The 23,885-nt window shown below is 70.4% G+C and carries 26 protein-coding genes and 1 tRNA gene; 12 read left to right on the forward strand and 15 right to left on the reverse strand.

Annotation, left to right across the window (positions count from 1 at the left end; translation table 11 throughout):
• Positions 1-141: 141 nt before the first annotated feature.
• The 7 genes from PV396_RS40190 to PV396_RS40220 all read right to left on the reverse strand — a co-directional run bounded on the left by PV396_RS40190 (position 142) and on the right by PV396_RS40220 (position 3,523).
• On the reverse strand, positions 142-1,047 hold the full coding sequence (locus tag PV396_RS40190) for an RNA polymerase sigma factor SigF (protein ID WP_319213337.1): 906 nt from the start codon (positions 1,045-1,047) through the stop codon (positions 142-144).
• 183 nt (positions 1,048-1,230) lie between these two features.
• On the reverse strand, positions 1,231-1,524 hold the full coding sequence (locus PV396_RS40195) for a Dabb family protein (RefSeq protein WP_307627601.1): 294 nt from the start codon (positions 1,522-1,524) through the stop codon (positions 1,231-1,233).
• Between the two features lie 31 nt (positions 1,525-1,555).
• A complete protein-coding gene (locus PV396_RS40200) occupies positions 1,556-1,732 on the reverse strand; it encodes a hypothetical protein (RefSeq protein WP_319213279.1) in 177 nt (58 codons plus the stop codon).
• A 91-nt stretch (positions 1,733-1,823) separates the two neighbouring features.
• Positions 1,824-1,908 (reverse strand) — tRNA-Ser (locus PV396_RS40205).
• A gap of 62 nt (positions 1,909-1,970) precedes the next feature.
• Positions 1,971-2,405 carry a tRNA adenosine(34) deaminase TadA gene (gene tadA / locus PV396_RS40210; RefSeq protein WP_319213280.1) on the reverse strand — a complete coding sequence of 145 codons (435 nt, stop codon included), beginning with the start codon at positions 2,403-2,405 and terminating at the stop codon, positions 1,971-1,973.
• Between the two features lie 77 nt (positions 2,406-2,482).
• Positions 2,483-3,034, reverse strand: a complete 552-nt coding sequence (locus PV396_RS40215) for a hypothetical protein (protein ID WP_319213281.1) — start codon at positions 3,032-3,034, stop codon at positions 2,483-2,485.
• A 261-nt stretch (positions 3,035-3,295) separates the two neighbouring features.
• A complete protein-coding gene (locus PV396_RS40220) occupies positions 3,296-3,523 on the reverse strand; it encodes a hypothetical protein (protein ID WP_319213282.1) in 228 nt (75 codons plus the stop codon).
• 117 nt (positions 3,524-3,640) lie between these two features.
• Here PV396_RS40220 and upp point away from each other — a divergent pair, with 117 nt between their 5' ends.
• Positions 3,641-4,276 carry a uracil phosphoribosyltransferase gene (gene upp, locus PV396_RS40225; protein ID WP_319213283.1) on the forward strand — a complete coding sequence of 212 codons (636 nt, stop codon included), beginning with the start codon at positions 3,641-3,643 and terminating at the stop codon, positions 4,274-4,276.
• Positions 4,277-4,318: 42 nt separating this feature from the next.
• On the opposite strand, the gene PV396_RS40230 is transcribed toward upp, so the two are convergent.
• The 6 genes from PV396_RS40230 to PV396_RS40255 form a co-directional block, all read right to left on the reverse strand.
• Positions 4,319-4,969: a LytR C-terminal domain-containing protein gene (locus PV396_RS40230; RefSeq protein WP_319213284.1), complete on the reverse strand. Its 651-nt coding sequence runs from the start codon at positions 4,967-4,969 to the stop codon at positions 4,319-4,321.
• Positions 4,970-5,078: 109 nt separating this feature from the next.
• Complete coding sequence (locus PV396_RS40235) at positions 5,079-5,375, reverse strand: type II toxin-antitoxin system VapB family antitoxin (RefSeq protein WP_006377352.1); 297 nt, start codon at positions 5,373-5,375, stop codon at positions 5,079-5,081.
• Positions 5,376-5,630: 255 nt separating this feature from the next.
• Positions 5,631-5,762, reverse strand: a complete 132-nt coding sequence (locus PV396_RS40240; protein WP_319213285.1) for a hypothetical protein — start codon at positions 5,760-5,762, stop codon at positions 5,631-5,633.
• A gap of 67 nt (positions 5,763-5,829) precedes the next feature.
• Positions 5,830-6,171: a hypothetical protein gene (locus PV396_RS40245; protein WP_319213286.1), complete on the reverse strand. Its 342-nt coding sequence runs from the start codon at positions 6,169-6,171 to the stop codon at positions 5,830-5,832.
• A gap of 384 nt (positions 6,172-6,555) precedes the next feature.
• Positions 6,556-7,149, reverse strand: a complete 594-nt coding sequence (locus tag PV396_RS40250; protein ID WP_319213287.1) for an HhH-GPD-type base excision DNA repair protein — start codon at positions 7,147-7,149, stop codon at positions 6,556-6,558.
• Positions 7,150-7,183: 34 nt separating this feature from the next.
• Complete coding sequence (locus tag PV396_RS40255; protein WP_319213288.1) at positions 7,184-7,927, reverse strand: siderophore-interacting protein; 744 nt, start codon at positions 7,925-7,927, stop codon at positions 7,184-7,186.
• Positions 7,928-8,017: 90 nt separating this feature from the next.
• Between PV396_RS40255 and PV396_RS40260 the strand changes: the two genes are divergently transcribed.
• From PV396_RS40260 to PV396_RS40300, 9 genes are all read left to right on the forward strand, one after another.
• Positions 8,018-10,720 carry a GNAT family N-acetyltransferase gene (locus tag PV396_RS40260; RefSeq protein WP_319213289.1) on the forward strand — a complete coding sequence of 901 codons (2,703 nt, stop codon included), beginning with the start codon at positions 8,018-8,020 and terminating at the stop codon, positions 10,718-10,720.
• Positions 10,721-10,758: 38 nt separating this feature from the next.
• Entirely contained in the window at positions 10,759-11,238 is a 480-nt protein-coding gene (locus PV396_RS40265) for a cupin domain-containing protein (RefSeq protein ID WP_319213290.1), read from the forward strand.
• Positions 11,235-12,086: an SDR family NAD(P)-dependent oxidoreductase gene (locus PV396_RS40270; protein WP_319213291.1), complete on the forward strand. Its 852-nt coding sequence runs from the start codon at positions 11,235-11,237 to the stop codon at positions 12,084-12,086. The genes PV396_RS40265 and PV396_RS40270 overlap by 4 nt, the downstream gene beginning before the upstream one ends.
• 207 nt (positions 12,087-12,293) lie before the next feature.
• A complete protein-coding gene (locus tag PV396_RS40275) occupies positions 12,294-14,147 on the forward strand; it encodes a copper resistance CopC/CopD family protein (RefSeq protein ID WP_319213338.1) in 1,854 nt (617 codons plus the stop codon).
• Positions 14,148-14,628: 481 nt separating this feature from the next.
• Positions 14,629-15,939, forward strand: a complete 1,311-nt coding sequence (locus PV396_RS40280) for an ABC transporter substrate-binding protein (protein WP_319213292.1) — start codon at positions 14,629-14,631, stop codon at positions 15,937-15,939.
• The gene (locus tag PV396_RS40285) at positions 15,936-16,934 is read left to right on the forward strand and encodes a sugar ABC transporter permease (protein WP_319213293.1); all 999 of its coding nucleotides are present in this window, start codon (positions 15,936-15,938) and stop codon (positions 16,932-16,934) included. The genes PV396_RS40280 and PV396_RS40285 overlap by 4 nt, the downstream gene beginning before the upstream one ends.
• Positions 16,931-17,854 (forward strand): carbohydrate ABC transporter permease, encoded by a 924-nt coding sequence (locus PV396_RS40290; RefSeq protein WP_319213294.1) that lies wholly within the window; start codon positions 16,931-16,933, stop codon positions 17,852-17,854. The genes PV396_RS40285 and PV396_RS40290 overlap by 4 nt, the downstream gene beginning before the upstream one ends.
• A gap of 42 nt (positions 17,855-17,896) precedes the next feature.
• Complete coding sequence (locus tag PV396_RS40295; protein WP_319213295.1) at positions 17,897-19,924, forward strand: beta-galactosidase; 2,028 nt, start codon at positions 17,897-17,899, stop codon at positions 19,922-19,924.
• Positions 19,925-20,019: 95 nt separating this feature from the next.
• Complete coding sequence (locus tag PV396_RS40300) at positions 20,020-21,219, forward strand: hypothetical protein (RefSeq protein ID WP_319213296.1); 1,200 nt, start codon at positions 20,020-20,022, stop codon at positions 21,217-21,219.
• On the opposite strand, the gene PV396_RS40305 is transcribed toward PV396_RS40300, so the two are convergent.
• Both PV396_RS40305 and PV396_RS40310 read right to left on the reverse strand, forming a co-directional pair.
• Positions 21,188-22,045, reverse strand: coding sequence for an NAD(P)H-binding protein (locus tag PV396_RS40305; RefSeq protein WP_319213297.1), 858 nt, complete (start codon positions 22,043-22,045; stop codon positions 21,188-21,190). The genes PV396_RS40300 and PV396_RS40305 overlap by 32 nt on opposite strands.
• Positions 22,042-22,467 carry a nuclear transport factor 2 family protein gene (locus PV396_RS40310; RefSeq protein WP_319213298.1) on the reverse strand — a complete coding sequence of 142 codons (426 nt, stop codon included), beginning with the start codon at positions 22,465-22,467 and terminating at the stop codon, positions 22,042-22,044. Before PV396_RS40310 ends, PV396_RS40305 begins: the two co-directional genes overlap by 4 nt.
• A 121-nt stretch (positions 22,468-22,588) precedes the next feature.
• Between PV396_RS40310 and PV396_RS40315 the strand changes: the two genes are divergently transcribed.
• Positions 22,589-23,173 carry a TetR/AcrR family transcriptional regulator gene (locus tag PV396_RS40315; RefSeq protein ID WP_319213299.1) on the forward strand — a complete coding sequence of 195 codons (585 nt, stop codon included), beginning with the start codon at positions 22,589-22,591 and terminating at the stop codon, positions 23,171-23,173.
• A 170-nt stretch (positions 23,174-23,343) separates the two neighbouring features.
• Complete coding sequence (locus tag PV396_RS40320; RefSeq protein ID WP_319213300.1) at positions 23,344-23,796, forward strand: DUF5707 domain-containing protein; 453 nt, start codon at positions 23,344-23,346, stop codon at positions 23,794-23,796.
• Positions 23,797-23,885 lie beyond the last annotated feature (89 nt).

Below are 23,885 nucleotides of genomic sequence, written 5' to 3' on the forward strand. Positions count from 1 at the left end.
TGACGGTTTTTCAGCCCAGAAATACAGGGAAGTGCGCCTGTGAGCGATTCGCTCTCACAGGTGACGACTCGATCCTGTATGCGGATACGCCCGACGCGATGCCCCGGGTCGCGCTTCGGACTACGCCCTACGCCCTACGCCCTAGGCCTCGACCCGGTTCGCCGAGCGCAGTCGGGCGAAGCTGCGGGCCAGCAGCCGGGACACGTGCATCTGGGAGACGCCCAGTTCCGCGCTGATCTGCGACTGGGTGAGATTGCTGTAGTAACGCAGCAAAAGGATGCGCTGTTCGCGTTCCGGGAGTTGGACCAGGAGGTGGCGGACCAGGTCGCGGTGCTCGACACCGTCCAGCGCCGGGTCCTCGTAGCCGAGGCGGTCCACCAGGCCGGGAAGGCCGTCGCCCTCTTGGGCGGCCTCCAGTGAGGTCGCGTGGTACGACCGGCCGGCCTCGATGCAGGAGAGCACATCCTCTTCGCTGATGCGCAGTCGCTCGGCGATCTCGGCGGTCGTCGGGACACGCCCGAACGCCGTCGTCAGGTCCTCGGTCGCGCCGTTGACCTGGACCCACAACTCGTGCAGTCGGCGCGGTACGTGGACCGTGCGGACGTTGTCCCGGAAGTACCGCTTGATCTCGCCGATGACGGTCGGCATCGCGAACGTGGGGAACTGCACACCCCGGTCGGGGTCGAACCGGTCGATGGCGTTGATCAGACCGATGGTGCCGACCTGGACGACGTCCTCCATCGGCTCGTTGCGGGAGCGGAAACGGGCGGCCGCGTAGCGCACGAGCGGGAGATTCGCCTCGATGAGCGCCCCCCGTACGCGGTTGTGCTCCGGCGTACCCGGCTCCAGCACCTTGAGCTGGCCGAAGAGCACCTGGGTGAGCGCCCGGGTGTCCGCGCCCCGACTCCGCTGTGGGGCGGGCTCCTGAGGTGCGGCTTCCTGAGGTGCGGCTTCCTGAGGTGCGGCTTCCTGGGTGACGGCTTCCTGGGTGACGGCTTCCTGGGTGACGACTTCCTGGGGTGGCGCAGTACTGGCCGACACGGTCAACGCCACCTCTTCATCGGTCAACTCATCGATCAACTCATCCGTCAAAAGCGGTCATAGCATCACAAGACATGTGCACTGTGTGCAAGCACCCCATAACACCGTGTTGAGGGCGAGTTGACGTCCGGGACGCGAAAAGGTCCCGCACCCTGTCGGTGCGGGACCCTGCGTGCGCGGCCGTTCGGCTCAGAATTCGTAGTCGGCGATCACCCACGTGGCGAACTCGCGCCACGGTGCCGCGGCGGCCTGGTGGGCCGGGTGCTCCAGGTACCGCTTCAGGGCGTCCGTGTCGTCGACCGCCGAGTTGATCGCGAAGTCGTAGGCGATGGGGCGGTCGGTGATGTTCCAGGCGCACTCCCAGAAGCGGAGTTCGTCGATCTGGCCGGGCAGGGCACGGAAGCCCTCGACGCCCGCCACGACCCGCGGTTCGTCGCGCTGGACGCCCTCGTTGAGCTTGAAGAGGACCAGATGGCGGATCACACGTACTCCCTGGCTGTGGCTTGGGCGGCTGCTACTTGGCGCCGTCGGCGACCCACGTCATGAAGTCCCCTATGGCACTGGCCGCGTTCGAGATTCCTTCGAACGCGATCTGGACATAGTCGGCGGCCTTTCGTGGGTCCGTGATGATCACGTACAGCACGAACACCACGAGGGCGTAGACGGCTATCTTCTTCGCGTTCACCGCCACGGCGGCCTCCCCCTCAGACCCGTTCCAGACCCGATCGGACTCCACTGATGTCGCACGAAAGGCCCCGCCGTCCGGCGAGGCCTTTCTACAGCGGTAGCGGAGGGATTTGAACCCTCGGTGACTTGCGCCACACTCGCTTTCGAGGCGAGCTCCTTCGGCCGCTCGGACACGCTACCGAGGGAGACCTTACAGCAAGGTGCGGCATGCTCCGAAATCAGTATTCGGGAATCGGTATCCGTCAGCGGCCGTCGCGGAAGAAGGTGGTGAGGAGGCCGGCGCAGTCGTCCGCGAGGACGCCGCCGATCACCTCGGGGCGGTGGTTGAGGCGGCGGTCGCGTACGAGGTCCCAGAGGGAGCCGGCCGCGCCCGCCTTGTCGTCGCGGGCGCCGTAGACGACCCGCTCGACCCGGGACTGCACGAGGGCGCCCGCGCACATCGTGCAGGGCTCCAGCGTCACGACGAGCGTGCAGCCGGACAGCCGCCACTCACCGAGCTCAGCGGCGGCCCGCCGGAGCGCGAGGACCTCCGCGTGCGCGGTGGGATCGCCCGTCGCCTCGCGCTCGTTGTGCCCGGTCGCGAGCACCGTCGTCCCGTCGGCGGCCAGCACGACGGCACCGACGGGGACGTCACCGCCCGGCAGGGCCCGCCCGGCCTCGGCCAGGGCGAGCCGCATCGCGGCCCGCCACGGATCCCGTACGGGGTCGGGCGACCCCTCGTCGGTCAGCCCCTCGTCGACGGGGCCCTCCTGGCTCAGCGCACCGTCTCCAGGACCTCCGACGCTCCCAGGGCCTCGGCGATCGCGCCCAGCGCGTCGTCGGCGTCCAGGGCGCTCAGTTCCTTCTTGCCGACGCCGAGGTCGTCGAGGATCTCCACGTCCCCCACGGGGCCGTGCGGCACCGCTTCGGCGGGGGCGCCGGTCTCCTCCTCGTCGTCGGAGTCGGCGTCCGTATCGGAGTCCGACTCACCGTCCTCGGTGCCGTCGAGGTCGAGGGCGTCGAGATCTGGCTCGTCGGCGTCCGGATCTCGGCCGAGCAGCTCGGCCGTGAGCAGGATCTCACCGTACGAACTACGGGCAGCGGCGGCGGCGTCCGAGACGTAGATCCGGGGATCGTCCTCGCCGTCGATCCGGACGACGCCGAACCAGGCGTCCTCCTGTTCGATGAGCACCAGCACCGTGTCGTCCTCGGGGGAGGCTTCACGGGCCAGTTCGGCCAGGTCCGACAGGGTCTCCACATCGTCGAGCTCTGTGTCGCTCGCTTCCCACCCGTCTTCGGTGCGCGCGAGCAGTGCGGCGAAGTACACCGTGACTCTCCCACTGGTCCTAGGCGTGCCGGTTGGGGGTCCCCCCGGCGGAGGTTGTGGGCGGGGCATGCTGTGCGCCGGCCCCATCCACTCGGAATCGTGGCAGAAACGGAGCGTTCAGGGGACGTCTTCGGCCCCCTGTGTCCGGCTCTTTTGATCGGTTGTCGGTCGAGCCCTTCAGCAGCGCTCTCGTTGCCGCCACCAGCGGATCGTAACCGCCTTCCGTGCCGCCCTCGCACGGCCACCCCCTCAACGCGCGCACTACCAGCGGAACGTACGCATGCGCATGGCGTGGCGGAGGCGGGCGGTCTTGGCGCGGCGGGGCTGGACACGGTCGCGCAACTCGCGGGCCTCGGTCAGCTCGCGCAGGAAGACGGCCCGGCGCCGACGCCGCTCGGCCTCGGTCTCCGACGTCTTCTGGTCCTGTTCCCGGTCCCGTTCCCGTTCGGCTTCACGGGCGCGTTCCCGGGCGCGTTCACGGTCGGACATGCGACACCCCCAGTCGGTGCGTCCCTCCCACCTTCCCTCCGCCGGGCGGTTTGATGCCACCGGAAGGGTGAGGTGGGAGCGAAGCCGTTGTACGGGACCACGGCTACTGTTAGGACCATGCGTCTCCACGTCGTCGACCACCCTCTGGTCGCCCACAAGCTCACTACCCTGCGCGACCAGCGCACCGACTCCGCGACCTTCCGCCGGCTGGCCGACGAACTGGTCACCCTGCTCGCCTATGAGGCCACGCGCGACGTGCGTACCGAACAGGTCGACATCACGACGCCGGTCGCCGCGACCACGGGCGTCAAGCTGTCCCACCCGCGTCCGCTGGTGGTGCCGATCCTGCGGGCCGGTCTCGGCATGCTGGACGGCATGGTCCGGCTGCTGCCGACCGCCGAGGTGGGCTTCATGGGCATGGTGCGCGACGAGGAGACGCTCCAGGCGTCGACGTACGCGACCCGGATGCCGGAGGACCTCTCCGGGCGCCAGGTGTACGTCCTCGACCCGATGCTCGCCACCGGCGGCACCCTGGTCGCGGCGATCCAGGAGCTGATCAAGCGCGGCGCCGACGACGTGACGGCCGTGGTCCTGCTCGCCGCCCCGGAGGGCGTCGAGATCATGGAACGCGAGCTGGCGGGCACCCCGGTGACGGTCGTGACGGCCTCGGTCGACGAGCGCCTGAACGAGCACGGCTACATCGTCCCGGGCCTCGGCGACGCGGGCGACCGGCTGTACGGCGCGGCCGAGTAGCACCCGCCCCAAGTCAAGGGCGGGTGTACGGGAGTAAGGGGCTCAGCAGCTCTTCGGGCTGCTGGAGGGCGCCGGCGCGGGACCGGCCAGTGCGGCCAGGGCCTGGTCGGCGTCCTTCTTGTTGGTGAGGGCCGTGTACGTGGTGCCGATGAGCAGGTCGACCTCGGTGGCCGAGCGGCGCGTGTCGGTCTTCACCTGGGCGCCGGCGAGCTGGGTGCCGAGCACGGGCAGGGCGGCCTCGGCGGCCGACTTCGCGCCGAGCACCACACCGGTTCCGGGGATCTTCTTGTCGTAGTCCTTGGGCGCGTTGCCGACGTCGCCGATGCGGAAGCCGCGCTTCCGCAGCTCGTCGGCGGCCTGCTTGGCGAGGCCGCTGCGCGGTGTGGCGTTCAGGACGTTGACGGTGATCTGGCCCGGCTTGGGCAGCGCTCCGGACGCCTTCGTCGCCGTGGGCGAAGGGCTCACCTTGGTCGCGCAGTCCGCCTTGGGTCCCGCGGCCGTGGCCTTGCTGCCACCGCCGGTGAAGACGTCGATGAGCTGCAGGGTGCCCCAGCCGATCAGGCCGAGGGCGGCGACGGAGGCCACGAGTCCGAGCGCGAACCTGCGGCGCCCCCGGGGTCGACGCATCCGCGGGTACTTGTCCCCCGTGATGCGGTACTGGCCGCCCATTCCGGGGGGAGTCAGCATGCTCATGGGCGCAGCGTAGTGCGCCCGGGCGGTGATGCCTACTAAATGATCATTGCCCCGGCCGCAGTACTACCCGAAAGGGCCAATAAGCGTCGTGGGACGGCGAGGACGGCCGTCAGTCCATCTCGAGGACGCGGGCGTGCAGTACCTGCCGTTGCTGGAGGGCCGCCCGGACAGCGCGGTGCAGACCGTCCTCCAGGTACAGGTCGCCCTGCCACTTCACGACATGCGCGAAGAGGTCGCCGTAGAACGTCGAGTCCTCGGCGAGCAGGGTTTCCAGGTCGAGCTGGCCCTTGGTCGTCACGAGCTGATCGAGGCGGACCGGGCGTGGCGCGACGTCCGCCCACTGCCGGGTGCTTTCCCGGCCGTGGTCGGGGTACGGCCGGCCGTTTCCGATGCGCTTGAAGATCACACGGAAAGCCTACCGGTCCATACGTTCCGGGCGCAGCCATGGAGACGGAGTGCGGCGCCGGAAAAGATGCACCAAAGCGGGGCAAACAGGAAGAGGTGCCCGACATGGGCGACCCCGAGACCGGCTTGCCACCGGCAAACGCGCCGCCCGACCCACATCACCCGTTCTCTCTTCGGTCTTCGGTCTTCGGTCTTCGGTACGCACGGCGGAGGCGATAGCTCCACAGCCACCCGGGAGCCCCGCCTCCGCCGTCGGTCAGCGGCCCGGCTGCTGCGGGGGCCGTTGCTGCTCGGTTTCCTTCGCCTGCGGTACTTGCGGTTTCGGTGCGTTGCGTGCGGCCTCGGCGCGCAGCAGGGCGCGCAGGACCGCGTAGGGGTCGATCGCCATGTCGGGGTTCCCTGTTTCGTGTGGCGTACTGGGCGTACGGACTGATGGACCGGGCAGGCCGGTCCCGTCAGCAGCGCAGGACCACCGAGCGAAGGATGTGCGGCTCGGGCCGCGACGGTACGGGGAGCGGGTGGGCCGTCGTCGCCGCAGGGTGCCGTGCGGACAGCGGCGGTCGGGGCACGGGCCGCAGGGGTACGACGGGACGGTGGCCGGAGTGGCCCGGCAGGCGCAGGGCGGTGTCGTGGACGTCGTGCTCGGCGGCCGCGGCGCCGGAGACGACCGACTCGGCGGCCGCGCAGTGCGCCACCGTTCCCGGCAGGAACAGGGCCAGCAGCAGGGCCAGCACCCGGAGCCTGGCAGCCCGGCGCACGGCGTACGAGGTGTACGGGGTGCGGGCGGCGGGGCTCATGAGGAGTCATCTCCCCGCGACACGCACAGGGCCGACCATCCCGGGCCGAGATACGCCCGCTCGGCCTACCGGCGGCCCGGCGCCGCCGGGCACACCCTGGGGAGGGGGGCAGCGAAACGGCGCGGAGCGACCGGGCGCTCGAGAAGCGTGGCCGTGGTTCGGGGTCTGGATCGTGGGCCGGGAGGAGTTCGGTCGTTGGTGCGGGCGTCGGCCGTCGGAGTGCGCGGGGTCGTGCGGGCGCGTCGAGTGATCGGCGCTTGGGGAGCGTGGCCGTGGTTCGGGGTCTGGATCGTGGGCCGGGACGGGCGCCGGCGTCGGTCATCGATGCGTGCGGGGTCGCGCGGGTGCGCCGTCGGGAAGGGCGCGACCGTGCCGTCGGCGTGTCTACTTGCCGGAGGCCTTCGCGGCCTTTGCCGCCGCCTTCATCTCCTGTTTGTGTGCCCGGACCTTGACCAGGGACTCGGGGCCGGTGATGTCGGCCACGGAGCGGAAGGACTTCGGTTCGCCGTAGGCGCCGGCCGCCTCGCGCCAGCCCTTGGGTGTCACGCCGAGCTGCTTGCCGAGGAGGGCCAGGAAGATCTGGGCCTTCTGCCTGCCGAAGCCCGGCAGGTCGGTGAGGCGCTTCAGGAGGTCCTGGCCGGTCGCCGCGTCCCGCCAGACGCCCTCGGCGTCTCCGTCGTAGTGCTCGACGAGGTACTGGCAGAGCTGCTGGATGCGCTTGGCCATCGAGCCCGGGTACCGGTGCACGGCCGGCTTGTCGGAGAGGAGGGCGGCGAAGGCGTCGGGGTCGTACGCCGCGATCTCGTGCGCGTCGAGGTCGTCGGCGCCCAGGCGCTGGGCGATCGTCGCCGGGCCCTTGAACGCCCACTCCATGGGAACCTGCTGGTCCAGCAGCATTCCGGTCAGCGCGGCGAGCGGGCTGCGGCCGAGCAGCGCGTCGGCCTCGGGGTCCTGGGCGAGGTGGAGGGTGACGTCCATGGGTCGATCATGCCCCGAAGGCGGCCGGGGTGCCCTACGGCCGCCAGTAGCCGAGGCCGTGCACCCGCTGCTTCGGCAGGCCCGCCTCCTTGCGGAAGTAGGACGTCAGGGTGCGGGTCGTTGCCGTGTCGCAGGCGATCCAGACGTACGGGTCGGCGCCGCGCTCGAGAAGGGCGGGGAAGGCGGAGCGGACCTCGGCGACGAGATGGGCGCCCGCGTCCCGGCGGGGCACCGGGCGGACGTCGTGAACGTCGGGCGTCGTGCGGAGGGGGTAGCCGTCGGTGCCGTGGTCCGACTCGAACCAGATCGTCGCCGGGGCCGAACCCAGCGTGTCCAGGAGGGAGTTGAGCGCGGGCAGCGAGGCCGGGTCGCCGATCGCGAAGACGTGCGAGGGTTCCGGCCGGGGCCGCGTGAAGCCGGTTCCCTGGACCGTCGCCTCGATGGTGTCGCCGGGCTTCGCCGCCCGCGCCCAGTCACTGGCGGATCCTTCGTGGAGCGCGAACTCGAGGCCGAACGTGCCGGCCTCGGGGTCCGGGTCGACCAGCGTGTACGCCCGCTGGTGCGGTTTGCCCGCGTTGTCGAACCACAGCCGGACCCACATCGTGGGGTGGACGCCGGTGGCCGACAGCATGCCCCCGTCGGTGAGGTGGAGGCGCCGGTAGCGCGGGGTGACGTCCTCGGCGGCCGTCACGGTGAACACGAAGTCCTTGCCCCGGAAGAGCTTGAGGACCGCGCCCTCCCAGCCGTGCCCCTTCCCCTTCCCCTGTTCCTGCGCCATGGCGCCTTCACCCCTCACGTACGATTCCCTCGCAAATAATTTAGGTGAGGCTAACCTAAGTCACAGTTCCGGACCAGTGAGGATGCAGATATGGCCACCGAGCTCTACCGCGACGACTGGGGCATCCCGCATCTGCGCGCGGACGACGCGTACGAACTCGCCCGTGGCCAGGGCCGCGTCACCGCCCTCGACCGTGCCTGGCAGCTGGAGGTCGAACGCCACCGCGCACAGGGCACCTCGGCCGCCTTCCTCGGCGCCGACGCGGCCGGCTGGGACGTGTTCGCGAGACGCGCCCGCCTCGACGACACCGCGAGACACTGCTACGCCACCCTGGAGAGACGGGACCCCGAAACCGCCGCCTGGGTACGGGCGTACGTCGACGGCGTCAACGAGGGACTGGTGGAAGGGGCCGGCCACGCGCCCGAGTTCGCCACGACCGGCCTCGCCCCCGGCCGCTGGGAGCCGTGGACCCCGCTCGGCGTCTGGCTCGCCACGCACATCCTGTTCGCCGGATTCCCGGCCAAGCTCTGGCGCGAACAGGTCGCGGCCCATCTCGGCGCCGAGGCCGTCGCCCTGTTCGCCACCGACGGACCCGGCACCTCCGGCAGCAACGGCTGGCTCGTCAGCGGCGAACGGTCGGTCACCGGGCTCCCGTTGATCGCGGGTGACCCGCACCGGTTCATCGAGGCTCCCGGCGTGTACCAGCAAGTCCGGCTGGCCTGCCCGGAGTTCGACGTCGTCGGGCTGGCCGTCCCGGGCGTTCCCGGGATCGCCCACTTCGGTCACACGGGCACGGTCGCCTGGGCCATCACCAACGCCATGGCCGACTACCAGGACCTTTACGAGGAGCGGATTCGCCGTACAAGGGAGGGAGTTGAGGCGCTGGGGGCCGACGGGGAGTGGCGGTCGGCCGATGTCCGTGTGGAGGTGGTCGAGGTCGCGGGCGGGGAGCCGATCGAGGTGGAGGTGATCGAGACCGGGCGGGGGGTGGTCGTGATCGGTCCCGAGGCGGGTCTCGGTACGGGTGGGGACGAGTACGCGGGAGCGGCGGTCAGTCTGCGCTACCCGCCCCGCGTCACCGGTGACCTCGGGTTCTCCGCCCTCCTCCCCCTCCTCCGCGCCCGTCGCGTCGTCGACGTCGACCGTGCCCTCGACCTGTGGGCCGAGCCCGTCAACGTCGTCCAGGCCGCCGACACCGAGAACGGGCTGCTGCACCGGGTCGCGGGCCACGTCCCCGTCCGCGCCGAGGCGAACCGGACCCGGCTGGTGCGGGCCTGGGAACCCGGTCACGAATGGGACGGGCGGCACGAGACGCCGTACGGCACCGTCGACGACGGGCTCGCCGTCATGGCCAACCACCGGGGGCTCGCCACACCGCTCGGGGTCGAGTTCGCGCCGCCGCACCGGGCGGCCCGTATCCGCGCGCTCCTCGAGGAGCGGGACCAGTGGTCGGCGGCCGACCTGCCCGCCCTCCACATGGACACCCACCTCGCCTCCGCCGCCCCGCTCCTCGACCTCCTCGCCGCCCTCGACGGACTCGCCCCCGAGGAGGCCGCCCTGCGCGACCGACTCCTGCGCTGGGACCGCCGGATGTCGGCCGACAGCACCGAGGCGGCCTCCTACGCGGACCTGCGCTCCGCCGTCGTACGCCGCCTCGCCGCCCACCCCGCCTTCGCCGCACTGGCCGTCCCGCCCGCGTACCCGGAGGTCTTCCTCCCCTGGCTCGCCCTGCTGCCCCGGATCGCCTTCGCACTCGAAGGGCTCCTGACGGCACGGGAGCTGTACGGGATCGAGCGCGCCGCCCTCGTACGGGAAGCCCTCGCGGAAGTGGCTGCGGGGTCGCCGTCCGGGTCCGGGACCTGGGGCGAGCGGCACCGGCTGCTCCCCTGGCGGGCCCTCGTCGCCACCGCCGACCCGTACGACGAACCCGGGCTCGCCGGTGATCACGACTGCGTGCTGAGCACCTCCTCCGTTCCCGGGCTCACCGACCTCGTGGCGCGCGGGCCCGCCGCCAGGTATGTCTGGGATCTGGCCCGGCGTGAGGACAGCCTCTGGGTGGTGCCCTTCGGGGCCTCCGGGGTGCCGGGCTCCGCCCACCACCGCGATCAACTCCCCCTGTGGACAAGGGGAGAGCTGGTGCCCGTCGTCACCGACTGGGAGCGGCTGACCCGGGAGGATCCGCCGGCCGCCCCCTCCTACGCGGACCGTGCCGCCGTGCACGAGCAGGTGGTCGACGGGTTCGGCACCGTGCGCGTGCTGCGGCTCGACCCCGTCGCCGACGCCCCGGTGGTGCACGGGTGGGTGAGTGCGAGGCGGGCCGAGTTCTGGGGGATGAACGGGCTCGGTGAGGAGCAAGTGACCGAGATCTACGGCCACTTGGACACCCTCGACACCCATCACGCCTATCTGGTGGTGAAGGACGGTACGGCGGTCGCGCTGCTCCAGACGTACGAGCCCGAGGCCGACCGGGTGGGCGAGTGCTACCCCGTCGAGCCCGGCGACATCGGCATCCATCTGCTGCTCGCGCCCGCCGGGCCGGAGGGCGGGCAACCCGGGTGGTCGGCCGCACTGATGGCCGTACTGGCACGGTATGTGCTGGTCGGGCTGGGGCGGAAGCGGGTCGTGGTCGATCCCGATGTGGACAACGAGAAGGCCGTCGCCCGTTTTCTGCGGCAGGGATTCCTGCCCGGTCCCGTCGTCGTCCTGCCCGAGATCGACCTGCCGGACGTGTATCTGCCGCAGAAGCGCGCCCAACTGGCTTTCCTGCCCCGGGAGGTAGCTTTTCCGGCGTGAACCCGAACCCCGATGGACCTGGACCTGGCCCTGGCCCTGTGACGCCCGACGAACTGATCGCCCACTACGGGCTGGAGCCGATCCCGCGTGAGGGCGGGCTGTTTCGGCGTACGTGGGCGGGGCCCGAGCGGGCCGACGGGCGGCCGGAGGGCTCGGCGATCGTCGCGCTGCTGACCGCCGAGCCCGGCGACTTCTCCGCGCTGCACCGGCTTCCCTCCGACGAGGTCTGGCACTTCTACCTCGGCGATCCGCTGGAGATGCTGCTCCTCGGGCCCGACGGCACCTCGCGGACAGCCGTGCTCGGGCCGGGGCTGCGGCACGGCCAGGAACCCCAGCTCACCGTTCCCGCCGGCACCTGGATGGGCGCGCGGGTCGTCGAGGGCGGCACGTTCACGTTCTTCGGGTGCACGATGGCGCCCGGGTTCACCTTCGAGGGGTACGAGCACGGCGACGCCGTCGAGCTGGCCGCGCGTTATCCGGCCGAGGCGGCCCGTATCGAGGCACTGTGTCGGCCATGAGGCCACCCAGGAATTCCACCAGCAGTTCGACCAGCAGTTCCACGCGTCTGCTCGGCGGTCAGGTCGCCCTTGTCACCGGGGCAGGTGGCGGGATCGGGCGTGGGATCGCGGCGCGGTTCGCGGCGGAGGGGGCCGCCGTCGCCGTGCACTGCCGGACCTCGGACGAGGGTGCGCGCGAAGTGGTCGCGCGGATCGAGGAGTCGGGCGGGCGGGCCGTCGTACTGCGGGGCGATCTCACCGTCGAGGACGAGTGCCGGCGGGTGGTGCGGGAGGCCGCCGAGTGGGGCGGCGGTCGGCTCGACGCGCTGGTCAACAACGCGGGCGTGCAACCGGTCCAGGAGCTGGCCGGGATGACCGCCGCGGACTGGCGGGCCGTCGTCGACGCGAACCTCCTGAGCGTCTTCGCCTGTACGCAGGCCGCGGTGGAGGTCATGCGGGAGCAGGTGGGTGAAGGGGGAGAGGGGGGCGACCACGGGGGCGGCGGGGGGCGTGGGGGCAGTGTCACGCACGTCGCGTCCATCGAGGCCGCGCGTCCGGCACCCGGCCATGCCCACTACTCCGCCTCGAAAGCGGCGGTCGTGATGCACGCGCGGTCGGCCGCCCTCGAGTACGGGGCGTACGGCATCCGCGTCAACACCGTCTCGCCCGGGCTCATCGACCGGGAAGGGCTCGCGGACGACTGGCCGGAGGGTGTGCGGCGGTGGCAACAGGCGGCGCCGGTAGGGAGGTTGGGGCGGCCCGAGGACATCGGCGACGCGTGTGTCTTCCTCGCCTCACCGCTGGCGTCCTGGGTCAGCGGGCACGACCTGGTCGTGGACGGCGGGGTCTCCGCCCGGCCCACGTGGTGAAGACCACGGTGAATCCGGTTCCGGCGGGGTGAGCGGGGCGCCAGGATCGTCCGTACGTATACGAGAGCCGAAAAGTCCCGAAGACGGAGAAGGTACGTGGGCCGACTGCGGAACGAAGGGCGCGACCACCGACGAGCTGTAGGAGGGCAGCGCACGGTGACCGGCGGACGGACGAAGAGAAGGGGATCCAGGGGAGTTCAGCGGGCGCTGCTGCTGGGCACCGCCCTGGTCCTGTTCCTCTTCGTCGGCGGGGCGGGCACCGCGTCCGCGCACGCCGCTCTCCGCAGCACCGACCCCCGCGACGGCAGCGTCCTCGACTCCGCGCCCCGACAGGTCACCCTCACCTTCACCGAGTCCGTCGGTCTGCTCGACGACTCCTTCCGCGCCTTCGACCCGGACGGCCGGCGGGTGAGCACCGGCGAGGCCGAGCATGTCGACGGGCGTTCGGACGCGGTACGCGTGAGCCTGCCCAAGGGTCTCGGCGAAGGCACGTTCACCGTGGCCTGGCGGGTCGTCTCGGCGGACAGTCACCCCATCTCGGGCGCCTTCACCTTCTCCATCGGCGAGCCCTCCGCGACCCCGGCCGCCATCGACACCGGCCCCACCGAGAACGCTGCCACCAGCGCCCTCTACGACATCGTCCGCTATCTGGCGTACGCGGCCCTGGCCCTGCTCATCGGCACCGTCGTCTTCGTGCTGCTCTGTCGCCCGTCGAGCACGGACCCGCTGCGCAGGCTGGTCCTGACGGGCTGGTGGGTCCTCCTCGTGTCCACCGTGGCTCTGCTTGTGCTGCGCGGCCCGTACGAGGCCGGCACCGGGCCTTCCGGCGCCTTCGACCCGGCGACGCTGGAACGGACCGTGACCAGCAGGCCCGGTGTGGCACTCCTCGCCCGGGTCGCGCTCCTGGCCGCTGCGGCCGTACTCCTGACGGTGGTCGGCCGCCGGAAGCAGCGCGTCACCGACAGCGACGGCGGGAGTGGCGGTGGCGGTGGCATCGGCGCGGGCAAGCCGGTCTTCCTTGCCGCCGGGGGTGCGCTCGCCCTCGGTCTCACACTGACGTGGGCCGCCGCCGAGCACGCGTCGGCCGGTATCCAGGTGCCGGTGGCGATGGCGTCCTCGGTGCTGCATCTGCTCGCCATGGCCGTCTGGCTGGGCGGCCTCGCGGCCCTGCTCACCCTCCTCCAGGCGGCGGAGCCGCTTTCGGGGTCCACGGTGGCCCGGTTCTCCCGGCTGGCCTTCGTATCGGTGGCCGTCCTGACCGTCACCGGCGTCTACCAGTCCTGGCGCGGCCTCGGCTCCTGGGACGCGCTCACCGGCACGTCGTACGGCCGCATCCTGATCGCCAAGCTGTGCGCGGTGACGCTGCTGCTGGTCGCCGCCGGGTTCTCGCGCCGTTGGACGGGCCGGTTGCTGATGCCGGAGGTGGCGGAGGTGGCGGAGGCCAAGGTGGTCGATCGGGTGCCGGAGACGGTGGGCGGTCCGCAGACACCGGCCGGCAAGAGCGACAGCGAGAGCGAGGGTGACGTCCGTGACGAAAGCACCCCGTCCTCCTCTTCCGCCGACGTCTACCGTCGTCGGCTGCGTCGTTCCGTGCTGGCCGAAGTGGCCGTCGGGATCGCGGTGTTGGTGATCACGACCATCCTGACGACGACGTTGCCGGGGCGGGCCGCCGCGGAGGCGGCCGAGGCCGCCAAGGACGCGCCGGTGCCCGGGGTGATCAGCGCGTCCTCGACGACGATCCCCTTCGACGTCGGTACGCCGGGGGGTCACGGCAAGGTGCAGGTCACCCTCGAGCCCGGCCGGGTCGGCGTGAACACCGTGCAGGCCGTGGTGTTCGGTCCCGACGACGGCTTCGCGATCGTCCCCGAGCTGCGGCTCTCCTTCTCCCTGCCCAGCAAGGAGATCGGCCAGCTCAACGCCGAGCTCACCGACCAGGGCGGTTACTGGGGCACGAACTCCCTCAACCTGCCGATCGCCGGGACGTGGACCATGAAGGTGACGGTTCGGACGTCGGATGTCGATCAGGTGAGTGTGTCGCGCAAGGTGAAGATCGGCCGCTGACCGGTCCCCGGGGGACGCCCGGGTACACCGAACAGCCGAACCGGGCGGCGGAGGGTTTCCTCGCCCCCGCCGCCCCTACCCGTCCCATCCTTCTCGGGGGCGCTGCCCCCGACCCCCCGCTCCTCAAACGCCGGAGGGGCTGAAATACCCAGCGGGGGTCTGGGGGCGCAGCCCCCAGGGATGGGACGGGTATGGGCGGCGGGGGCGAGAACTGCGCCCCCGGGCCGCAGGCCCAGGACCGCTCCGGCCTGCCCGGGCCCGTGATCTTTGCTCTCTGTCTATTAGCAAACCTTCACATCCCGGTGTCCATCACGTTTCAGGCACGGCGGACGTCAGCCCTTGACGCAGGACCGGACAAGCAGCTCTTATTGCCGCCACGATGTTCGGTCAAGTTGATTTCTGGTCGTTTTAGATCAGCATGGACCCAGCGTAGTCGTGACCTTGCTCCCCGTTTAGGGGGGTCTGTCCCACAGGAGCCACCATGCACTACACCCCCTCCGGACTCGCCGTCCCCGGGCCGAGTCGCCGCACCCTCCTGCGTGGGATCGGCGGCGCGGCGGCGCTCGGCGCTGCCGCGCCGCTGCTGAGCGCCTGCGGCGACAGCGACTCGGGTTCCGACGCGAAGACCGTCACCCTTGGCTCGAACGCGTCGGACGCGGTCCCGAAGAAGGCCTTCGCCGAGATCTACGCGGCGTTCACTAAGAAGACCGGCATCAAGGTCGACGTGAACACGAAGGACCACAACACGTTCCAGGAGCAGATCAACTCCTACCTGCAGGGCACGCCGGACGACGTGTTCACCTGGTTCGCCGGCTACCGCATGCAGTTCTTCGCGGGCAAGGGCCTGGCCAGCCCGATCGACGACGTGTGGCAGAAGATCGGGAGCAACTTCCCCGACGCGATGAAGCAGCTCAGCAAGGGTGCGGACGGCAAGTACTACTTCGTTCCGCTGTACACGTACCCGTGGGCGATGTTCTACCGGAAGAGCGTCTTCAAGGAGCACGGCTACGAGGTGCCCACCACCTGGGCGCAGTTCATCGCGCTGTGCAAGCAGATGCAGAAGGACGGCCTCGTCCCGATCGCCTTCGGCGACAAGGACGCCTGGCCCGCGCTCGGCACCTTCGACCAGATCAACTTCCGTACCAACGGCTACGACTTCCATGTCGAGCTGATGGCCGGAAAGGCATCCTGGACCGACGCGAAGGTTCGCGCCGCCTTCGACAACTGGGCTGAAATCCTCCCCTACAGCCAGGAGGGATCGACCGGTCGCACCTGGCAGGACGCGGCGCAGACGCTCGTCTCGAAGAAGGCCGGCATGTATCTGCTGGGCACCTTCGTGGGCCAGCAGTTCACGAACGCGACCGATCGTGACGACCTCGACTTCTTCGCCTTCCCGGAGATCGACCCCTCCTTCGGGCAGGACACGGTCGAGGCGCCCACCGACGGCTTCATGCTCTCCAAGTCCCCGAAGAACAAGTCCGGTTCGACTCAGCTGCTCGAGTTCCTGGGTACTCCGGAGGCCGAGGAGATCTACCTCAAGTCCGACCCGAACGTCGTCGCCGCCTCCACCACCGCCGACACCTCCTCGTACAGCCCGCTGCAGAAGAAGGCGTACGCGATGATCACCGGCGCGAAGAACCTCACGCAGTTCATGGACCGTGACAGCCGTCCGGACTTCACCTCCACGGTGATGCAGCCGGCGCTGCAGAAGTTCATCCGTGACCCCAAGGACATCGACAGCCTGCTCGCGTCCATCGAGCGCCAGAAGAAGACGATCTTCGCCTCCTCATGAGCAACTCCGATTCGATTCCCGTGATCCCGGGGGCGGCCGACGTGCCGCCTCCGGGCGGTACCCGCACCCCGTCGTCCCCGCAGAGCCGCAAGCCACCGCAGGGCCACCGCCGACTGCTGACCCGCCGCGACAGGGTCGCCCTGGGCTTCATGGCCGGTCTGCCGACCTTCCTGCACGTCCTCCTCGTGTGGGTGACGGCCTTCGCCTCCATCGCGCTGGCCTTCACCACCTGGGACGGCATCGGCTTCGACTCCATCGAGTGGGTCGGGCTGCAGAACTTCCGCGAACTGTTCACCAACAACCCGCAGTTCTGGCCCGCCGTCCAGCACAACATCATCTGGTTCGTCGTACTCATCGCGATCCCGACCCCGCTGGGCCTGTTCCTGGCCGTGCAACTGGACAAGAACATCCGGTTCACCCGGGTCTACCAGACGGCGTTCTTCCTGCCGGTCGTGGTGTCGCTGGCGGTCACCGGCTTCGTCTGGCAGCTGGTCTACAACCCGGACACCGGCCTGATCAACAGCCTCATCGGGGCCAACAAGCCCGGCCACTACATCGACTGGATCGGCGACCCGGATCTCAATCTGTGGGCCGTTCTGGTCGCCGCGTGCTGGCGGCACACCGGCTACATGATGATCCTCTACCTGGCCGGCCTCAAGGGCGTCGACCCGTCGCTGCGCGAGGCCTCCTCGCTCGACGGCGCCAACGAGTGGCAGACGTTCAAGAACGTCATCTTCCCGACCCTGCGCCCCACCAACACCATCGTCCTGGTCGTCACGATCATCGAGGCCCTGCGCGCCTTCGACCTCGTGTACGTCTTCAACGGCGGCGCCCAGGGCACGGAACTGCTGTCGATCCTCGTGACCAACAACATCATCGGTGAGTCCAGCCGTATCGGTTACGGGTCCGCCATCGCCGTCGTCCTGCTGGTGATCTCGCTCGTCGTGATCATCCCCTATCTGATCAGCACCTTCCGGAAGGAGCGGCGGGCATGAGCGCTCCCACCCTGGCCAATCGGCGATCCTCGAACGGGCCCGCGCACGCGTCCCTGAAGGGACGCGCCCCCGTCCGCCCCGCCCGGATCCTGCTGCACACGTTCCTCGTCGTCATGTCGCTGGCCTGGCTCGCGCCCCTGCTGTGGGCCATGTTCGCGGCCCTGCGCCCGTACGCCGAGACCAGCGACAAGGGCTATGTCTCCTGGCCCGACAAGCTGAGCTTCGCCAACTTCACGAACGCGTTCACGCAGTCGGACATGCTGCACTACTTCGGGAACACGCTGATCATCGCGGTCCCGGCGGTGCTGCTGACGCTGTTCCTGTCGTCGATGGTCGCCTTCTACGTCAGCCGCTTCGACTTCCGGGTCAACCTGGCCCTGCTGCTGGTCTTCACGGCCGGCAACCTGCTCCCGCAGCAGGTCATCATCACCCCGCTGTACCGCATGTACCTGCTCGTGGACCTGCCGGGGATCACCGCGTCCGGCAAGCTGTACGACTCGGCGCTCGGCCTGGTCCTCATCCACATCGCGTTCCAGTCCGGCTTCTGCGCCTTCGTCCTCGCCAACTACATGCGGATGCTTCCGCACGAGCTGACCGAGGCCGCGCTCGTCGACGGCGCGTCGGTGTGGCGGATGTACTGGCAGATCGTGCTGCCGCTGTGCCGTCCGGCGATGGCGGCTCTGGCCACCCTGCTGTCCATCTGGATCTACAACGACTTCTTCTGGGCGATCGTGCTGATCTCCACGGGCGAGAACATGCCGATCACCTCGGCACTGAACAACCTCTCGGGCCAGTACTTCACCGACCCCAACCTGGTCGCCGCGGGTGCGCTGCTGACCGCGATCCCCACCCTGATCGTGTACTTCGCGCTGCAGCGGCAGTTCGTCAGCGGTCTGACCCTGGGCGCCAACAAGGGCTGACGCCCGCGTCCAACTGAGTGAATCCGAAGTGGAGTTGTGTCGATGAAGCGCGAACTCGCCGTTCCCGGTCTCGCGTACGGGGGCGACTACAACCCCGAGCAGTGGCCCGAGGAGGTGTGGGCCGAGGACATGCGCCTGATGCGCGAGGCCGGGGTCACCATGGTCAGCGTCGGCATCTTCTCCTGGGCCCTGCTCGAACCGGCCGAGGGCGTCTACGACTTCGCCCGCATGGACCGCCTCCTCGACCTCCTGCACGAGAACGGCATCGCCGCCGACCTCGCGACCCCGACGGCCGCCCCGCCCGCCTGGTTCTTCCGCGCCCACCCCGAGGCACTCCCCGTCGACAAGGACGGCCGCACCCTCTCGTACGGCAGCCGCCAGACGTTCTGCCCCTCCAGCCCCGCCTACCGCGAGGCCGCCCTGCGGATCGCGGGCGCGCTGGCCGAGCGGTACGCCGACCACCCGGCCGTCGCGATGTGGCACGTCCACAACGAGTACGGCTGCCACAACCCCGCCTGCTACTGCGACGAGAGCGCCGAATCGTTCCGTCGCTGGCTGCGGGCACGCTACGCGGACGACCTGGCCGCCCTGAACCACGCCTGGGGCACCACCTTCTGGAGCCAGTGGTACTACGACTGGGCCGAGATCATCCCGCCCCGCGCGACCGGCGCCGTCCCCAACCCCACCCACCAGCTGGACTGGCGCCGCTTCTGCTCCGACGAACTGCTCGCGCTGTACAAGGCGGAGAGGGACGTGCTGAGGGCGGCGGCGCCCGGCACCCCGGCCACCACCAACTTCATGGTCATGTACAACTTCGACGCCCTCGACTACTGGCGCTGGGCCCCGGAGCTGGACGTCGTCGCCAACGACCACTACCTCCGCTCGACCGACCCCGAGTCGCACATCGACATCGCGCTCAGCGGCGACCTGATGCGGTCGCTCGCGGGCGGCCCCTGGTTCCTGATGGAGCACTCCACGGGCGCGGTGAACTGGCAGCCGGTCAACAGGGCCAAGACGGCGGGGGAGTTGCGCCGCAACGCCCTCGCCCATGTCGCCCACGGCGCGGACGGCATCGCCTACTTCCAGTGGCGGGCCGCGAAGGCGGGCGCCGAGCAGTGGCACTCGGCGATGCTTCCGCACGCCGGCACCGACAGCCAGATCTGGCAGGACGTCGTCCAACTGGGCGCGGATCTACGGGCGTTGGCCGAGGTGCGCGGCAGCACGGGCACCGCTTCCGTGGCCATCGTCTGGGACTGGGACGCCCGTTGGGCCCTGGAACTCCCCTCCCAGCCGAACAGCGAACTGCGCTTCCAGGACCTCGTACGGGACTGGTACGAGCCGCTGTGGCGGGCGGGAGTCGCCGTGGACTTCGTACGGCCCGGGGCCGAGCTGGAGGGGTACCGGCTGGTACTCGTGCCCAGCCTGTACCTGGTCGACGACGAGGGCGCGTCGAACCTCGTGGGCTTCGCGGAGGGCGGCGGCACGCTGGCCGTCGGCTTCCACAGCGGGGCCGTCGACACCAACTGCCATGTACGGCTGGGGGGTTACCCGGGCGCGTTCCGCGAGGCCCTCGGGGTGCGAGCGGACGAGCTGTTCCCCTTGCTGCCGGGAGAGTCGGTCGGGCTCGGCGACGGCAGGGATGGCGATACCGGGACGGGATCCCTCTGGTCGGAGCGGCTTCGGCTGAAGGATGAAGGAGCGGAAGCGGTGCTGTCGTACACCGACGGTCCGTTGGCCGGGGTCCCGGCGGTGACGCGCAACTCGGTGGGTGCGGGCGCCGGTTGGTATGTGGCGACCCGGCCGGACCCGTCGACGCTGGGTGCGCTGCTCGGGCGTATGTGCGCGGAGGCGGGTGTCGAGAGGGTGCGGGCGACTCCGGAGGGCGTGGAGGCGGTGCTGCGCCGGGGCGCCGACGCCGACTTCCTGTTCCTGATCGACCACGCGGGCGGCGGGGCCGAGGTCGAGGTGGCGGCGGGGGCGACCGAACTCCTCACCGGGGAACGGGTGGACGGGGGCGCGGTACGGGTTCCGCCGGGCGGGGTGGCGGTCGTACGGGAGCCGCGTCTCTGACAGGAAACGTCAACAGGCGTCCTCGTACGCCCTCTTGATGAGGTATCAGGTGACTCGTACTCTGCTCCCCTGGATCGTCGACCAGGGGAGCAGGGTTGGCCACGCCATCTTCCGAGCCGTACGAGTCCGCCCAGCAGTCCGAGCCGTCGGGGTCCACCGAGTTCTCCGAGCCTGCCAGGTCGTCCGAGCCGTCCAAGTCGCCGGAGAACCCGTCCGACGAAGAGGTGCTCCAGTCCGTCGAGCGCTACCTCTCCGGGCGGGGCAACCCCGTACGGCTGGTGGCTCCCGGTACGGCTGAGCTGTCCCGGCAGCCGTTGCTGGAGTTCCGTATCGACCGGCGGTTCGAGGAGCGGCATCCGGGCGTTCCGGAGCGGGTGCCAGGAAAGAAGCTGAAGCAGATCGCCAAGCGGCCTTCGTACACCGACCTCGCCACCCATCAGGTTCCGGTGCCCGCCGGCTTCCAACCCACACTCCCGGTGAGACTCGTGCTCGCGGGCTCGGTCGCCGAGGGGCCGTGCCCGGACTGCGCGGCCGGGAAACGGGACTGCGACACCTGCGGCGGAAGCGGCACGCAGGACTGCCCGGAACTCGTGGCGTGCGACGGCTGCGGCGGTGGCAGCGACTCGTGCTGGTCGTGCGGCGGAAACCGCAGGCCGGGCAGCCGCAAGCCGCCCCCGAACGCGTCGCCGCGAACCGACTGGTGCAGGCGCTGCGCCGCCCCGAAGGCGGCCTGCCCCAAGTGTGTCGGCTTCCAGACGATGACCTGCCCGGTCTGCGACGGGAAACGACGCCGCAAGTGCGAGGCCTGCAACGGCGCGAAACGCGTACGGCACAAGCCGTGCGAGGGCACCGGCTTCTTCACCACGTTCATCGAGGCGCGGATCACCCACCCCGTGGAGTCGGAACAGGAACGGGTCGCGGCGCCTGCCCACCTCCGATGGCGCACCCAATGGCGTGCGGGCTGGCGCGAGAAGCGCCTGCACAGGGTCACCGACAAGCTCCCGGCCGACCTGCCGGAAACGCTCCGCGGCCAGGTCGAACCCCAACTGGCGCTCGCCGAAAGGGAAGTGGCGCGCCTGGCGACCCTCCGCTATCTGCCTGTCGCCCGCGTCACGGTCGACGCGGATCCGGACTGGGTGTACTTCGCGTTCCCCGGGCGGTCGGAGAGCGCCGCCCCCCTCAATGTCGTCCGGCGGCCCGCGAAGCAGCGCGTGCTCCGGCTGGTGGGCATCGCCTCGGCGGCGGTCGTCGTCGCCCTGCTCGTCACGTTGCTGGTCCTGTCGGTGACTGGCTGAGGAGGAGGGCGCGGAATGTGCGCGGCGGCCGGCCGGTGAGGCGCTGGACGGTGTCGGTGACGCGGTCCTCCGAACCCTCCGCGATGGCTCGGTCCATGCCGGCCAGCATGGCGGCGAACTCCGGCGATATCCGGGCGGTGCGGGTGAGGTGGTCGCGCATCTCCTCGTACGACAGGCGGTGGTGCGTCACGGGCCGGCCGGTGACCTCTGTGGTGATCGCGGCGATGTCGTCGTAGCCGAGTGTCTCCGGGCCGGTGATGACGAGATCGGTGTCGGGGGCGTGTTCGTCGGTCAGGGCGCGGACGGCGACGGCCGCGATGTCGTCGGCGTCGACGAAACCGACCCGGCCGTCGGCGGTCGCGCTCCAGAGGGTGCCGTGCTCACGGATGCCGACGGCGTGCGCGTGCGCGCCGGTGAAGTTCTGCATGAACCACGAGGGCCGCAGGACCGCCCACTGGTCGAACAGGCCGGGCAGGGCCTGGTGAACCTTTCCCACCGCCGGGCCGCCCTCGGGGATGGCCGAGGAGCTCAGGAGCACCGCGCGCCGCACTCCGGCGGCGCGGGCCCGCCGGAGAAACGGCAGCATGACCGCCGCCGGATCGGGGTCGCCCACGGGCGGGACGAGGTAGACGCGGTCGACTCCGTCGAGGGCGGCGGTATGGGTGGCGGGGTCGTACCAGTCGAACGAGACCCGCGCCGAACCGCGTACGCCCGCTTCTCTGCTGGCGGCCCTGACACGGTGGCCGCCGGCCGTCAGCTGCGCCGCGGTGCGACTGCCGGTGGTGCCCGTGGCGCCGATGACGAGGGTGGTGCCGGTGACGGTCATCGGCCGGTCCCGGTGAAGCCGGTGGCGGGGTCGAGGACCGCGAGCGGGTTCCAGTAGTCGCGGTAGGAGGTGATGAGCCCGTCCCGGAAGGTCACGACGGCGATGTACGTCATGTCGAACGGGCCGCCGGTCCCCACCAGGCGCCCCACGCCTCGCATCTCGACCACGATGACCTGCGGATCGATGGTCTCGTGGATCGTCAGGTCGGGGAAGTCGTGCAGTTCGATGTGGTCGGGATAGGAGCGCATGTAGTCGGCGACGGCCTCCCTGCCGTCCAGGCGCTTGGGCCAACCGTCGGGCGCGAAGGGGAACTCCATGACCCCGTTCTCGTCCCACAGGGCGACCCACGCGGGGATGTCCTTGTCGAGCAGCAGTCGCAGGCTGTGGCGGTAGAGATCCGCCGGAGAAGCCGGTGCGGACATGGGTGCCTCCATCTCGTACGTCGTGGTCTCGTACGTCTCATAGAATGCGGACCCGGGGTCCGCTTCGGCGACGATACGGACCCTGGGTCCGTTTATCAACCGGGGCAACCGGAGGAGACGTATGCCCGAGCGCAAGCCCCGTGAGGACGCCGTCCGTAACCGGGAGGCCGTTCTGGCGGCCGCCGATGCTCTCTTCGCGCGTTCGGAGGGGGTCGAGGACGTCACCATGGCCGAGGTCGCGGCCGCCGCCGGGGTCGGCAAGGGAACCCTCTTTCGCGCCTTCGGCGACCGCGCCGGGCTGCTCCGCGCCCTGTACGAAGCGCGGCTCGAACCGATCAGGGAGGCCGTCGAAGCCGGACCGCCACCCCTCGGGCCCACCACTCCACCACGGCAGCGCGTGCCAGCCCTGCTCGACGCCCTCCTGTGCTTCAAGCTCGACAACCGCCGGCTCACGCTGGCCCTGGAGGAGAGCGGCAGCGGCAGCCCGTACCAGGCGGAGCACTATGGCCGCTGGCACGGCCTGCTCCGAGACGTACTGGACGAGATCCCGGGTCTGACCGACAACGACTTCACCGCCCACACCCTGCTCGCGGCCGTCCGCGCCGATCTCGTCGAGCACCTGGCCGGACGGGAGGGCATGCCCCGGGAGAGGATGCGCGCACAACTGGCGAACCTCACCGCGAGGGTCCTGAGCTCCGCCGCCTGAGTGCCCACCTGAATGCCTACGGAGTGTCTGTCTGAGTGCTGAACAGCCTCTACTCAGGGCGGAGTTGAGTACGTGCGCTCATACCCACGGCCCGCCGAGCGGCCAGGATTGGCGCAACGGCGCAGCCAACAGCGCCGGACCGACCAGCTCAATCTCTGGGGGAAATTCTCATGTCGCGTCGCGTCGTTCTGGCCGTTGCTTCCGGTGTCGTCGTTCTCGGTGGTGCCGGCGCCTTCGCCCTCGCGTACGCCGGTGAGCAGCCTCCCTCCGTGGCGCACAGCGCCGCCCGCTACACGGCTCCCGCCGGCGACCGCGACGGCTCGTTGACCTTCACCACCGACGTCACGGCGTCCTCCGGCGTCAAGGAGGTCAAGGTCCTGGCCTGGCCGGCGAACTCGCCCTTCGCCAAGAAGGCGATCACGGCCAAGGACATGGCGTCCGTGGAGTCGGCCAAGTGCAAGCCGTCCGGCGGCGACACCGTGCGCTGCGTCTACACGGTCCCCGTCACCGGCGCCGACGCGGGGTCGTCCCCGCGTGGAGCGTGGCACGTCGCGGTCCTGGCCACGTCGAAGGACGGCGACTCGAAGCTGCTCACGAAGGCGGCGGACTTCAACGTCGCGTGAACCGGCGCCGCGCCCCGCACGAACCGTTCGTCCTCCCGGCCGACCCGCCCCCGAGGCCCCGCCGCCCGCAGTACGACGTCGAGGACCCC

Source organism: Streptomyces sp. ME02-8801-2C, from assembly GCF_033793965.1.
Taxonomy (GTDB): Bacteria; Actinomycetota; Actinomycetes; order Streptomycetales; family Streptomycetaceae; genus Streptomyces.

Excerpts from the sequence above, each read along its gene's own strand:
- tadA (WP_319213280.1), bottom strand. The coding sequence starts at position 2,405 with ATGCGGCTCGCCCTGGCCGAGGCCGGGCGGGCCCTGCCGGGCGGTGAC.
- PV396_RS40220 (WP_319213282.1), bottom strand. The coding sequence starts at position 3,523 with ATGTCCGACCGTGAACGCGCCCGGGAACGCGCCCGTGAAGCCGAACGG.
- upp (WP_319213283.1), top strand. The coding sequence starts at position 3,641 with ATGCGTCTCCACGTCGTCGACCACCCTCTGGTCGCCCACAAGCTCACT.
- PV396_RS40230 (WP_319213284.1), bottom strand. The coding sequence starts at position 4,969 with ATGAGCATGCTGACTCCCCCCGGAATGGGCGGCCAGTACCGCATCACG.
- PV396_RS40240 (WP_319213285.1), bottom strand. The coding sequence starts at position 5,762 with ATGGCGATCGACCCCTACGCGGTCCTGCGCGCCCTGCTGCGCGCCGAG.
- PV396_RS40245 (WP_319213286.1), bottom strand. The coding sequence starts at position 6,171 with ATGAGCCCCGCCGCCCGCACCCCGTACACCTCGTACGCCGTGCGCCGG.
- PV396_RS40250 (WP_319213287.1), bottom strand. The coding sequence starts at position 7,149 with ATGGACGTCACCCTCCACCTCGCCCAGGACCCCGAGGCCGACGCGCTG.
- PV396_RS40255 (WP_319213288.1), bottom strand. The coding sequence starts at position 7,927 with ATGGCGCAGGAACAGGGGAAGGGGAAGGGGCACGGCTGGGAGGGCGCG.
- PV396_RS40260 (WP_319213289.1), top strand. The coding sequence starts at position 8,018 with ATGGCCACCGAGCTCTACCGCGACGACTGGGGCATCCCGCATCTGCGC.
- PV396_RS40270 (WP_319213291.1), top strand. The coding sequence starts at position 11,235 with ATGAGGCCACCCAGGAATTCCACCAGCAGTTCGACCAGCAGTTCCACG.
- PV396_RS40280 (WP_319213292.1), top strand. The coding sequence starts at position 14,629 with ATGCACTACACCCCCTCCGGACTCGCCGTCCCCGGGCCGAGTCGCCGC.
- PV396_RS40285 (WP_319213293.1), top strand. The coding sequence starts at position 15,936 with ATGAGCAACTCCGATTCGATTCCCGTGATCCCGGGGGCGGCCGACGTG.
- PV396_RS40290 (WP_319213294.1), top strand. The coding sequence starts at position 16,931 with ATGAGCGCTCCCACCCTGGCCAATCGGCGATCCTCGAACGGGCCCGCG.
- PV396_RS40295 (WP_319213295.1), top strand. The coding sequence starts at position 17,897 with ATGAAGCGCGAACTCGCCGTTCCCGGTCTCGCGTACGGGGGCGACTAC.
- PV396_RS40305 (WP_319213297.1), bottom strand. The coding sequence starts at position 22,045 with ATGACCGTCACCGGCACCACCCTCGTCATCGGCGCCACGGGCACCACC.
- PV396_RS40310 (WP_319213298.1), bottom strand. The coding sequence starts at position 22,467 with ATGTCCGCACCGGCTTCTCCGGCGGATCTCTACCGCCACAGCCTGCGA.
- PV396_RS40315 (WP_319213299.1), top strand. The coding sequence starts at position 22,589 with ATGCCCGAGCGCAAGCCCCGTGAGGACGCCGTCCGTAACCGGGAGGCC.
- PV396_RS40320 (WP_319213300.1), top strand. The coding sequence starts at position 23,344 with ATGTCGCGTCGCGTCGTTCTGGCCGTTGCTTCCGGTGTCGTCGTTCTC.